This is a genomic window from Ohtaekwangia sp., from assembly GCF_036568665.1.
Classification (GTDB): domain Bacteria; phylum Bacteroidota; class Bacteroidia; order Cytophagales; family Cyclobacteriaceae; genus Ohtaekwangia.
Genome location: NZ_DATCSD010000170.1, coordinates 1 through 14,027 on the forward strand (window position 1 = coordinate 1; position 14,027 = coordinate 14,027).

Genomic DNA, 14,027 nt, shown 5'->3' on the forward strand with positions numbered 1-14,027 from the left:
CGACCAATCCAGTTGGTGTGAATCAATTTACCATTGAGCCATACTTTTACACCATCATCACTGCCCAGTCCGAGATAGGCGGTAACAGCAGAGTCTGTTTTTATTTCCGCGAGTGCATACGCTGCTGCATAATCCGCTTTCGTATAGATCGCATCCAAGTCAAGTATATCGGTTGCTGATGTATAGGGTTTCCATTCGAGAGATTTACCTTTATATACCACCGGAGGCATGGGCTTGCCGGCAACCGGCACTACCTGCGAGATAACATCTTCATTAAAAAAAGCTTGTTGTGATGGTTGATCGGGCGTGCTGATAGTATCATTCCGCAGAAGCAGCGGACCTGCGATCAGCCATGTCTTCAGAAATTGTCCGGGTTGTATACCTTTATAGGAAGCGTTGCCATACGCTGCGTTCGGATCGGGCTTTGCTTTTACCGGTGGCTGTTTCTTTTTCTGACCGTACGATGCTCCGGCTATAGCAGTATAAAAGAATATACACATGACCAGTCGGGCAACACTGGGTAAAAAGGTAAGGTTTTTCATGTTAGGGGTATAGGATTTGTTTGGTACGTTAAAGATATAACCTTTTACCGAAGTGCGATAACAAATCCGGTGAACCAACCTATATTTCAGCCTGACCTGAAAATTCCCGCCTGCAATCCATAATATTCCGGTAACATTTCTGCGATAAATCATGAATATACCTCATCCAGATTCAGGAGTATGGTTCCAGTCATGGTACATTCGTCTGTCTGTAAACGCATTGTGAACCACTTCGTCCGGAATGGATTGTCTTTCATGCGAAATCATACTACATTATATACCTGTAGGAAATTGTATCACCCTCACCCACCAGGCTTATGAAACGCAGAAAATTTATCGGGCAAACGCTCGCAGGTATAGCAGGTCTTGCTGCAAGCGGGCAGGCATTTTCAGGGATCATTATTCCGCAAAAGAAAAAACTGGGCGTTGCCCTGGTCGGACTCGGATACTATAGCACCGACCTCCTGGCTCCTGCCCTGCAGCTTACGCAACAGTGTTACCTGGCAGGCATTGTTACCGGCACTCCGGCCAAAGCCGAGCAGTGGAAAAAGCAATATGCTATACCAGACAAGAACATCTATACCTATAGCACGTTCGATTCTATAGCCAACAACCCGGATATAGATGTGATCTACATCGTGCTGCCGCCTGCCCTCCATGCCAGCTATAGTATACGCGCAGCCAAGGCCGGCAAACATGTTTGGTGTGAAAAACCGATGGCTGTTACTGTAGCAGAATGTCAAAGCATGATCGATGCCTGTAAACAAAATAAAGTAGCGCTTACCCTCGGGTATCGCATGCACCACGAACCGAACACACAGCGTATTATGCAAATGAACAAACAGCTTCCCTATGGAAAGATCAAAACTGTAACAGCGGCTGCCGGATACTTTGATCCGCGCACCAATCATTGGAAGCAGAAGAAAAATCTCGGTGGCGGCTCGATGTACGATATGGGAGTATATCCGCTGAATGCAGCACGCTATAGCACCGGACTCGAACCGATAGCCGTAACAGCGCAGCAGTCCACTACACGCCCCGAGATATATACCGAAGTGGATGAGACCATGAAATTTACCCTGGAGTTTCCAGGAGGTATAACCGCAGCATGCGAAACCAGCTTTGGCAAAGGTATGAATGATCTTCAGGTTACCTGCGAGCGCGGCTGGTATAAGCTCTCTCCTTTCCAGGCATATAGCGGTATACAGGGCGTAACCAGCGATGGCAAAAAACTGGAAGCTACTATTCCTAATCAACAGGCAAAACAAATGGATGACGATGCGCTTGCCATTATGAACAAAAAGCCGTTATTAGTAACCGGTGAAGAAGGTCTAAAAGATATACGCGTAGTAGAAGCAGTATACCGTTCTGTAGCAGCGAATACGCGAGTAACAATCCGTTAACGATATTCCGGCTACGATATATTTCATACTATATTTTCTATTCTCTCCCATCGATATATATACTCACAAAAAAAGCCCGCAGAAAAATCTGCGGGCTTCAAACCATTATCACTTAACTATCAAAAGGGCTATTCTTTCACAAACTTGCGTATCTCGCGTTTTCCGTTCGACAGCTGAATCTGTACAACATATACCCCTGGAGACAATCCTAATTTATTGGTGCTCACAGTATAGTTTCTGAATTGCTGTACATCGGCCTGATGATTAAACAACGATATACCTTGTGTATTGTGGATGGTTAATGCGGCATTGCCTTCTGCTTTACCTTTCAGTTGAATGGTGAGTTCATCTTTCACCGGTACCGGATAGACAGACAACGCAGGTTCACCATCTTCTTCACCATATCCCGGAGGCGCGAAGCGTGCACTGGTAGCACCATTCACTACCTGGAAGGTTATTGTAGTCGGTATACCGGCAGTACCCGTACCGTTGAAGTATGAATACGGAGTAGCAGTGATGGTATATGTACCCGGTGTAGCCGGCCATGGTGTATCCGAGCCGCTGGCGCCATTACCATGCAATGCATAGGGTACATTGTTGTCGGTGCGATAGAATGCTCCGTTCAATTCAAACACAACACTCTTCACCGCAGGACCAAATGTATTCGCGCGGATGTTGATCGAATTATAGTATTGCTGTGTGATATCGACTACCGTTCCGTTGGCGAGATCTTTCAGTTTTATACCATTGCTTCTTACTACATCCAGATCTGTTACAGCGGTTGAATTTACCAATGTAATAACAGCTTGCAGACTCTTCGCTAATGTACCGGTGCCATTCACGCGGGTAAAGGCATTGGCACGAAGTGTATGCTGACCACTGGTTAACTGGTACAGGAAGTATGGATTGAAATTATACGGAGGTGTATTCACCAGGTTAGCGGCTTTACCATCCTGTATAAATCTCACACTACCAACGGCTGCAGGATTTGTATTTGCACGGATCGTTACATTATACAGATCCAGGGTGCCTACATCGATAGTAGCAGAATCTGTAAAGGTTGATATCACCTGACCGGTTTTCAGATTTACCAGGCTAAAGCTGGCCACTCCGTAAGGCAATACCGATAAGTGGAAATACGCTGTATCAGTTGCTCCTGCTGAATCGATCGCTAACACCGGCAGATCATATTCACCGGCATGGCCCAGCAGCGGACTGATGCGATAGGTAGCCGTACCGTTGGCTGAGCTCAGCAATGAAATGAACGACAGGTTCTCCTGCAGTTCAACGGTAACCGGATCGTTATCCGCATCGGTTGCTGTGAAGGTCACATCGAGTGTTGTGAGTTCTGCTACTGCTGCAGTATCGATTGGATCGAGTACCGGAGCATGGTTCTCGATTACTTTCAATGCTACAGGTACAGATACTACTGGTGTTGCCGGATCGTTGCTGGCAATGCGCAATGTATCAGCATACCAGCCACCCACGAGGTCTTCTGCATTGAAGCTTACGGTAATAGTGGCTGAACCGCCCGGAGGCACCGTGCCTGATTTCGGATTATACGTGAGCCAAGGCGCTGTTGCAGGACCATCATATATAGCGAGGTTATCAATATCGAATGTAGATCCGGCTTCTTCCATTAACGAGAAGAGTACTACCTGTTCAATATCACCGGCAAATCCCTGACCGGTAAATATAGGCGTGCCATCTACATATATAGTAAAGATCGAAGTAGCACGTTCTACATCTATACGCAACTCAAAGTAACCGGAAGGCAATGTGCCTGGTATAGGTGTATAGTCTACATTACCCACTGAATCTTGTGTAAGGGCACTGAGGCTTCCGTCCGGTGCAATCTGGAAGCGTGTATTGACCAACTGCGCTGTAGGCGACTGTGGAATTACCTGCCAGGTAACATCGCTGCCGGTTATGTTTAACTTAAAGGCAGTAGAAGATATAGGATCACTGCCGATGGCTACCAGCGGAGAGAATGCCAGTGACTGACCAAGTCCGTCTGACAATCCGCGGAAGTGCTGTGCATCTTCAAATGGATTGATCGACTCAATGGTCCAGTTACCCCATTGGCCTTCCCATCCTTCCTGTCCATCGATATCGCCCGGAGCAAATTCTTCAAAGCCTGTTACATATAGCGGAGTAGCGGCCTGCTTCGCCCCGTGTGTTGAAACCAACGCCTGGGCTGTACGCAGATTTACTATATCTGTTGTTGGTGTTGTGCGGACGGACGCTGCTGCTTTTCTTTCTTTTGCAACAATAGATACCGGTGCTGCATCCGGAACCGGTGCATTACCAAATGCATACTTCAATATGCTGGCACCGGTGTTGGAGATTGTGAGCGTTTGTGTAGCTGTTCCTCCTACCGGAAGTTCCTGGTATAGTGAATCCGGATCAACGGCTATAACAGCGGGTTCGCGTACTGCGAGTGATGCTACGACACCTACTACCGGATCAACTACAGCATTGCTGTTCACTAATATACCGGCTACATAGAAGCCTGGCTCCAGATCTGCAGCATCGAACTCGGCTTCGATCACAGCCGTTCCCTGAACCGGCACTACACCGGATGCAGGATTTACCGTTAACCATGCACGTGCATCTCCGAGTATCACTACATCATCGATCTGTGCATACCAATCGAAGTCATCTGTGTTCGGATCGTAATAGTGCCAACGCAGTCTGAAAGAAGATGCATTGTTGGTAAAGGCCGCCAGTGATACAGTAACAAATTCACCGGAAGGTTCGCGTAATATACCATGATCTTCATTCCAGCTTAACACGGTAGTCCATGAACCACCATCCACCTGTATATCCAGGTCGAGAAAATCAAGACCGGCAAAGTTCTGGTAGTTGGCATTATACTGCACCGCTATATTTTTATAGCCGGCTGTGCTGATGGTCGGTGTTATCAGTTCAGTATCAAACTCGGCTGATCCAAAGGCATCGCTGCTGGCAGTAGCTGCTTCACCTGTGCCGGCATAGTTAGATTCACCATAGTCGGCAGCAAAAGCCCAGGCAACACCTGTACCTGCGTTATCTACTACACTCCAGCCGGATGGCGGGAAGGATGCATCTTCAAAGTTCTCTTCGAGTAACGATGCACCGGTGAGTATTTGTATCGATGCAGGTTTTGCAACGGTACGGCTAGCCGCATTGTCTTTGGCTATCTTATCGATGATGCGTTTGTCGGTAGATGCGTTGGTAAATTTACTTACCGGTTTAGCCGGAAGTTTGCTGGCATCTGTCGCTGCACCAATTACCTGCAGACTATAACTCAACGGCCTGCCACCGGTGTTTTCTAACGTAAATGTTCTTACGGTATCTTGTTTATAGTCAACCGCGGCTTGCAGCACGGTAGGACTAACATATATATTCGGATCGCCCACTACGGCTAATGTAGCCGGAACGGTAAGCGTAGTACCACCTATAGCAATGTTGATGTTGGAATGATAGGTTCCAAATTCAAGATCGCTCGCATTGAAGGTAACAGCAATAGCGACCGATGCACCGGAAGGTAAATTTCCGGAAGTCGGTGATACGGTGAGGAACTGCACGGCATCTTCTTTTACACCATCGATGATCTGTATATCATCCAGGTCTAAAGTAGGTCCGGCTGTTTCCATACCGGAAAGCACAACCACTTCTTCTATATTTCCCGCGAAGCCCTGACCGGTATATACTTTCGCATCGTTGATGAATACATCGAAGTATGATGAATCGCGATCCACTTGTATCGTCAGATCGAAGTAACCGGAAGGTGTTGTTCCGAAGGCATCAAACAACGCACCACCTGCTCCATCGCTCACCAACGCACTGGCTACACCATCAGGACCAAACTGGATACGAGTATTAACAAAGCCAGCGGTAGGCGATTCAGGAATGATCTGCCAGGTAACACCTGTGCCTTTTATGTTCAGCTTCGCTGTAACAGTAGACTTCTGTTCTATACCCAATGCCACGGTTGGTGTAACGGCAGCAGATGCTCCCAAACCATCGGACAAACCTCTGAAGTGCTGAGCACCACTAAAAGGGTTGATTGCTTCGATGGTCCAGTTACCGAATTGTCCGAACCAACCATCCTGACCGGTAACATCACCCAGGGCGAAGTTCTCAAAGTCAGTTGCATACTGTGGTTCTGAAGCAGTCTTTACAACGGAACCGCCAGACGCCACACGACCATTGGCCGGGCGATAGTTCAACGCTGTTATACCCGTGAGAGGATTTTCACCACGTGCTGTAGCATTTTGTTTTTTCTTCTCGGCAGGATTGGTTGCTGCTGTACGTGCCGCAGGCTGTTGTATAACTTTTGTTGTAGTGGTTCCTATACCTCCGGATACACTAACCGAGAAACTGTGATTATCGGGACCATTGTTAGCCAGTACGAGTGTACGTGTAACGGTCTGTTCTTTCTCCAGTTCTTCTGAAAGAAAATCAGGTGTTACAGTAAACTCAGGACCCAGCACGGTAAGTTCTGCCGGTACGGATACCAGCGATTGATTCGGCACGTTAGTAGTCAGATCGATTGATGCGTGATATATTCCGGCATCCAGTCCACCTGCATCGAATGTTACTTCGAGATCTACCTGTGAGCCTGGTGCTACCGTGGCTTCGCTCGGATCAACACTTACAAATGAACTACCCGCCAGGTAATGTACAGCATTCTCATATATAGTAGCGAGATCGCCTGCCCATTGCAGCGGACCTCCATTGCCTAAACTGGGCAGTATATTTAGCGCTACTACATCACTGTTCGCTGCGAGTAATAATTCATCGTTGTCCCATGCAGCAACAGCCGTAGCACCCGGAGCGAGCCCTACATTTTGTACAAAGCCGCTATAGTCGAGTGTCGTTACACCGGCTACCAGCGGATGCCCCGGTGAGAGTATATCTCCCAAGGATACAAAGGTATCTTCATCGGTTGTTGATGGTGTGAACGGACCATATTGTTCATCAATAAAACGTCCTTCCAGTTTCCATGCATCATACGAGTATGCAAACTGGTTCACAATTACTTTACCACCACCATCTATATAGTCAGCGAGCAGATCGCCTATCACCGCAGGCTCTACTCCTGCTGATGCCAGCCACTGCGTGTTGTTCGTGGTGAAGACTATATCATATCCTTCGATGTCGGCCAGTGTTATGGCTGGCAGATCAGCTTTCGGATATACATCGGCTTCTATATCATCGTATGCATCCAGCAATGCTTCGATATCGCTTACATCATTATCCGGAGTAACGATTAATACGTTGGCTACCGATGCAAGCTTCTTCACCGATTTCAGTTTTACCTGATTAGAGAAGGTACTTACCGTATTGGTCTTCTTCTCGCGGGCGCTGCTCACAGCTTTACCGGAAGAAGGCAGTGTAACCGTCTTCACTGCGGATAGGGTTACCGTTGTATCGCCCGATGAAACCGCTACCGAAAATTCGAGGTCACTTCCACCCGTGTTCTTCACACTAAGTGTTTGTGTCTCCGTCTTGTCTGTATTCAAGGTAGCGCTCAACGAAGTAGGCGAAACTTCTATACCCGGAGCAACAACACCTTCACCACGCAGATATACCGTGAGTGTCGGACTCGCAGGATCGTTGGTAGTAATAGTGAGTGTTCCGAAAGAAGCGCCCAGTGAAGATGCCGTATAGGTAACATATACTGTTGTATCCTTAAAGGCATTGAGGGTAATGCTTCCGGCAAAATCCGTTGTGAAGTCGGCATTATCAGAAGATATACCGGAGATCACGAGCGGATCAGAACCATCATTGCTAAGCGTAATAACTTTTACTTTAGAGCCGGTTTCAAATACCGCTCCGAAGTCAAGCGAATCGGGCGATACCGATGCTATAGGAGCTCCGTTGTTGGTTACTTCCAATGTAGCCGGAACAAGTAATGTATCGGTAACAGGATCGTTGCTGAAGATCACCAGGTTTTGCTGGAACGATCCGGCCAGTAAACCACTGGCATCAAATGTTACTGCTATATCCTGACTGCCACCAGCGGGTACCGTACCCGTTGCAGGCGAAGGTGTAGCGAAATGCATAAGACCATCGGTAGTAATGGTAAAGTTCAATACACCTAAACCGGTATTGGAGATGGTTAATGTTTGTGTAGTGGTTCCTGCTGTTTGCAAACTGGCGTTTAACGCTGCTGGAGATACACCAATCACTGGCGGGAAGTTGGTAGCCTGCTCCAGTACATTCGAGAGCAGTGAATAATTACCAAAGAAGTCTGCCGACTTGATAGCGAAGTAATACGTTATACCTCCCTGCAAACCTGCTATAGTATATATCTCGGAAGAGCCTGCCGGTTTAGGAGCCGGAGGATCTGCTACTGCTGTTGCTGACGCAAAATTCTCTTCGGTAATCGGTGTTGTTGCATATCGTATATCATACGCAGAAGCAGAACCATTGCCCGGATCTGCCGGTGATGTCCATGCCAGTGTAACGGATGTGATCGTTACCTCCGTACTATGCAGATCGGTGATCGCTGCCGGAGCATCGCCATCGTCTTCCTGCAAAGCAGAGAATGCATTCAATCGGCCGGAGCCTAACAATCCTGCAAAGTCAGGATCAGCAGCATCTATATTATCTACGAGTTGCGTTAATCTTCCGCGCAACATCTCAGGAGTAAATCCAGGTCCACCGAATTTAGATACAATCAACGCAGCTACACCTGATACGTGCGGACACGCCATGGAGGTACCTTGGAAGAATGCATACTGTCCGCCACTGATCGTACTCAACACACCTTTCGGATCATTGTTGATAAACGTTTCTCCACCGGGCGCTGCTATATCTACCCATTCGCCATAGTTTGAGTACCAGGCTTTTTTATCCTGGTTGTTAACCGCTGAAACAGCCAGTGTAGGCGCATAGTATCCGGGATAGTGTTGTGAGTTACTATTATCATTACCGGCAGCAAAGATTACGATACCACCACGCATCGGACCCACCTGATTGCCATCGGCATCTTTACCGGCTTCTGCTATAAAGTAGTCGATCGCATCCAGCACAGCCTGTTCAAATACACCGGGGTTGGTATAGCCCCAACTGTTCTGCGATATAACAGCACCATTATCGGCACCATATATATAGGTCTCTGCAAAACCACCGGTACCCACAGCACCAAACGCAGCGCACGACATAATGCGTACACCATCGCCTGTACCGGAACCACCGGCTACACCGGCTACACCTATACCATTATTCGTAACAGCAGCAATAGTACCACTGGTGTGCGTACCGTGATCATCCGGTGCTATCGTTCCGGTATTATCACCAAAACCATAACCGTTAATATCATCTATATATCCGTTGTTATCATCATCGAGATTATTGCCGGGTACTTCATCTGTATTTACCCACATGTTGGCAGCAAGATCAGGGTGATCTACCTGTGCACCCCCATCGGTAACAGCAACAATTACATTGGAGCTACCGGTAATTAAACCCCACGCCTGGAATAAACTTATATCCGAGCCGGGTGTTCCACCGGCCTGCCCGGTATTATTATAGTGCCACTGACTGCCCAGCAACGGATCGTTGGAAGGTCCGGGCAAAGTTGGCTGATCTGCCTTCAGCTTCTCTATATCTACCCGCACAGGTCCATAATCTTTCCTATCGGAGCCGATAATAGCTTTCTTATAGACCGGTTCAGCACGTACTATATTTTCAATAGATCTGAATGTAGCTATAGCCGATAGTACAGGCGCAGCTTTATCAAGTTCTATTTCATACCAGAGATGCAAGCCATATCTTTTGTGCTTGGCTTCAAACTTACCACCATCGCGGAAGAGACGTTTGATACCGCTTACTTTGTGCTTGACGTTAGCAAGGTCTATCGTAGATATACCCGTAAGCAGAACATTATCGGCACGCTTCGATACGCGTGCACTTTCGAGTTGCTGCGCCAGTGCTTCGGAAACTTTGATCCGAAATACACCGGGCTCCAGCTCAGCGCGCTGCTGAGCCCACACCTGGTTAGAGAGCGCCACTAACCATACAGCGATCAGGCATACATAAACTGATCGCTGAGGAAACAAGTAAACATGCTTCATCAGATAGGTTATTTAGAGTTACAAAAAAACAAAGCGATAACACCAGGCATTAAAAATCCCTGCAACTTCTATCTCACATAAACGATAAAACCCGGTGGGTCGCGATTTGATTAATTAATAGATTACTTCTATGTGGTGGATACTAGCAACGATCAAATCACCTGATGAAAGTAGAAAAGTACTTTTATATACCCAACATAGTAGTATATATTTTTTAAGTTTTTTTTAAAGCCGGTATAAATGTTACATCATCGATACACGTTATAACATTGTTGGTGTGGATTGCTATACCCATATATCGATAATGTAACAGAGTAAAAAATTATTCCGTACGAAGAGAATATACCGGATTGGCTAAGGATGCTTTCAATGCCTGGTAACTAATGGTTGTCATAACAATGATCAGTACCAGTATAAAGCTGATGCTATAGGTGAACATATCAATAGTAGTGTGATAGGTAAAGTTATCGAGCCACTGACTAAGTAAATAATATGATATAGGAACAGACGTAACAAAGCCCAGCAGCAGCAGCCACGCAAAGTCTTTATAGATGAGTTTAAGTATACTGAATACACTTGCACCCAATACTTTGCGTACACCAATTTCTTTAAACTTCCGCTGCACCACAAACAATACTAATCCATATACTCCGAGACAGGATATGAGCACCGCCATCAGTGTAAACGATTGAATGATCTTTCCGAAGTTCTCAAAGTCCTGGTATTGTTGTGTTAATTGCTGATCGAGGAAGTTGAACTCAAATGTTTTCTCCGGGAACATAGTATTCCAGCGACTGCGCAGCGCATCTATAGTCTGCTGCACATGCTGATTCCCGAATCGTATACTGAGTGTATTAAACTGATCCGGATTTATTTCCATTACCATAGCCGATATAGGTGTAGTAAGCGAAGAGAAATGAAAATCTTCCAGTACACCTACAATCTTTCCCTTCTTGCCTTCGCGCACCAGCGTTTTACCCAATGCTTTCTCCGGAGTTTCCCAATGGAATTCCTGTACGGCTGTTTCATTGATAATAAAAGCAGAAGCCTCATCTGTACCTTGCTCTTTACGGAACGGGCGACCTGCCAATACTTTCATTCCATACGTGTTGATAAAGGTATAGTCGATCGCCATGTTTGCTATAAACAGATTATCCTGCTGAGTAAATCCTTCCGGTATAGTTCCCCTGTACGTTGCTCCTAACCCCGGAGCACTGGACGAAAGCGCTGTGCCCGTTACACCGGCCTGTGCTTCTACGGCATCACGAAAAGTTTGCAGTCTGCTGGCAAATGCAGAATCTGTATCAGCAAATATACCATTGAGGTTTTGACTGAACAGCGGCACCGTAATGACATGCTCCCGCTGAAAACCCAGCGGACGATTACTCAGGTACCGAAGTTGTTTTATAATCATGATCGAACCGATCAGCAACGTGCATGCTATAGCCAGTTGAAATACTACCAGCGTTCTGCGAAGCAGTTGATTGCCATAGCCGGTGTTCTCCCCTTTCAGGGCATTAATCGATTCAAATTGTGTAATGAAGTAAGCCGGGTATCCTCCTGCCAATAGCGTAATCACCAGCAAGAGTATAACCGATATACCCAACAATGTTTGATCCGTTACAGCAGCGAATACCAATTGTTTACCCGTGAACTGATTAAGCAACGGAAGCGTGGTATAAAATACTGCATATGAAAGTGCAAAGGCTACAAGGCAAAATAAAAAGCTCTCCGAGAGAAATTGTATAATGAGCTGATGCTTCATCGAACCCAGCACTTTGCGTATACCAATCTCTTTAATGCGCGTGAATGATTGTGCTGTAGAAAGGTTTATATAGTTGATGCAGGCAATGATGAGCGTTAAAATTCCCACACCGGCAAATATATAGATGGTGGTCATGGAACTGGTAGACGATGGTTCTGCCAGCAGCGTAGAACGCAAATGTATATCGGTTAACGGCATCAACTCGAAGATTTGTCCTACGAGAAACCGGGGCTGCGCATACTTCTTGAGAAATGCTTCCATGTTCCGGTTAACGTTGAGCGGATCAGCACCGGGCTTCAGCAATATATAGGTATAGGAATGACTGATGATAAAATTGATGGAGAGATTATCCCGCATAGCTTTCGCCACCGGCTCCGACTCCAGGTGATACATACTCTCGTACGGCACGAGCATATTAAACTGCAGGTGCGACTCTTCCGGAAAATCTTTCACCACACCAATTACTTTGAACGGATGACGACCTCCAAAGATCAGCGACTCTCCTATCGGATCTTTATCGCCAAAGTATTTCACCGCCATCGCTTCGTTGATAAGAACCGTATAGGGCTCCGTAAGCGCTTTATCCGGATTACCTTTTACAAACTCGAAGGTAAACATCTTCATGATCGCTGAGTCGGCAAAGTATACATTGGATTCCTCGAACGATTCTTTTCCTTCTTCACGCGATATAGTCACATTCCTTGCGAAGAGTCGCGCGGTTTCTTCTACTTCCGGAAAGAAGTCTTTCATCACCGGAGCGATAGGCGGTGGCGATGTAGCGAGCTTCAATCCATTGGGCGCAGTATAGGCGAGTCTGTATAAACGATCGGCCTTTGCATGAAAGGTATCATACCTCAGCTCCGACCGGATATAGGATATAATCAATAAAGACAAAGCCAACCCACAGGTAAGCCCGATGAAATTGATAACCGAGTAAGTCTTATACTTCAGAATGTTGCGCGAGGCCGTGGTAAAAAAGTTACGGAACATAGGTATGGGGTTACACAAACAGAATCTAACGAAAGCTACAGGAAAATGTACAGTTTTTTGTGTGAGCTGTTATTGTGCGGGTTTAGTGGCAGGCAATTTATCCCTATGCCGCAGGATACGGGAGAAAAACGATTTTACAGATTTATACTCTGTGCTTAAACATGTAAAGGAGATTCATAAAAAGGCAGGTCATTTTAACCTGCCTTTCATTGTCTTATGCATATAAATTGATTCATTCACTAAATTGATTTAAGGCATTCTTTAACCAACTATCTATACCTAGACCTTTTGCCCTATCTTCAATTTGCTTCATTATTTTACTATAATCTTCTTCATTTTCTGCGTTCATTAAAACAAGAGGTATGTTGTGTATCATATCACTTAACAAATGAATCTTCTTATTCTCCTTTATATAAGCTTCTTCACGAATTTCAATTAAAACCTGATATAGAATTTTGTACACAAGCACTCTTGCTTTATTATTTTCCATCTGAGTAACATTTGATTGCAATTATTAATCTAGATCTGACAACTTCGCATTCTTAAGCACCATTTCAAATACTAATCCCTAAAGATATATATAGTGGTTACCTTTACATCGCTTAGTTTGTCAGTAGTATTTGTAAGCACATCATTTATTGCTTTAAGCTCAGCACTTCTGCCAGCAATGTTTATAACAATGTCTTTATCGACCTTATCGGAGTTAAAATATAGTATCGTTTGTTGCTCAATAATTTGATAACGATCGTTCTCTGAGTAAAGTCTTAAAATCTGAGAGTCTGAATATACATCCACATATTCTTTCGGCCAGTTTATATCGAACAGCAGTCTTCTGCTAAAAGAGATTGGAAGAAAAATTAAAATTTCATTCGCATCTGCCTCCGGAATCTTCAGACTGGTTAAATCATTTAAAACTTCGTCATCTTCTTTGTGTGCTCCCGAACCAAGTACATGGATACCCATTTTTACCCAATCTGCAAATTGAGCTTCTTTATTGTGATTCATGATCTCTCATAGCTAAAAATGTTCTTTGAAAACAGAGTCAATTCATTATAGGTATTTTCACAATTTGAAATCATGTTATATCCATGAGTGATTTATCTTCCCAAACATCTTCATAATTTTCTGTCACCAGAAATCGCCAACCGGGAGGAAGCCCCAAATATTTTAATATCATCGGACACCATTCCTTAATATGCTCAACATGAAGAGGAACAAAAAAATCAGGATCCTCAGAATACTCTTCTCCTCCCCATAT

The 14,027-nt window shown here is 45.5% G+C and carries 7 protein-coding genes; 1 reads left to right on the plus strand and 6 read right to left on the minus strand.

All coding sequences use genetic code 11. From position 1 onward, the window contains the following. The coding region (locus tag VIN08_RS09915; RefSeq protein ID WP_331963922.1) for a hypothetical protein at window positions 1–542 on the minus strand (542 nt) is incomplete at its 3' end. A 317-nt stretch (window positions 543–859) separates the two neighbouring features. Between VIN08_RS09915 and VIN08_RS09920 the strand changes: the two genes are divergently transcribed. After that, entirely contained in the window at window positions 860–1,945 is a 1,086-nt protein-coding gene (locus VIN08_RS09920; protein ID WP_331963925.1) for a Gfo/Idh/MocA family oxidoreductase, read from the plus strand. A gap of 128 nt (window positions 1,946–2,073) precedes the next feature. Here VIN08_RS09920 and VIN08_RS09925 read toward each other — a convergent pair whose 3' ends face one another. From VIN08_RS09925 to VIN08_RS09945, 5 genes are all read right to left on the minus strand, one after another. Further along, window positions 2,074–10,014 (minus strand): S8 family serine peptidase, encoded by a 7,941-nt coding sequence (locus VIN08_RS09925; protein ID WP_331963928.1) that lies wholly within the window; start codon window positions 10,012–10,014, stop codon window positions 2,074–2,076. A gap of 322 nt (window positions 10,015–10,336) precedes the next feature. Further along, window positions 10,337–12,769 (minus strand): ABC transporter permease, encoded by a 2,433-nt coding sequence (locus VIN08_RS09930; RefSeq protein ID WP_331963931.1) that lies wholly within the window; start codon window positions 12,767–12,769, stop codon window positions 10,337–10,339. Window positions 12,770–13,001: 232 nt separating this feature from the next. After that, window positions 13,002–13,259, minus strand: coding sequence for a hypothetical protein (locus VIN08_RS09935; protein WP_331963934.1), 258 nt, complete (start codon window positions 13,257–13,259; stop codon window positions 13,002–13,004). 71 nt (window positions 13,260–13,330) lie between these two features. Beyond that, on the minus strand, window positions 13,331–13,774 hold the full coding sequence (locus VIN08_RS09940) for a hypothetical protein (RefSeq protein ID WP_331963937.1): 444 nt from the start codon (window positions 13,772–13,774) through the stop codon (window positions 13,331–13,333). 70 nt (window positions 13,775–13,844) lie between these two features. Then, window positions 13,845–14,027, minus strand: a 183-nt coding sequence (locus tag VIN08_RS09945) for an immunity protein Imm33 domain-containing protein (RefSeq protein ID WP_331963940.1), incomplete at its 5' end; no start/stop codon positions are given.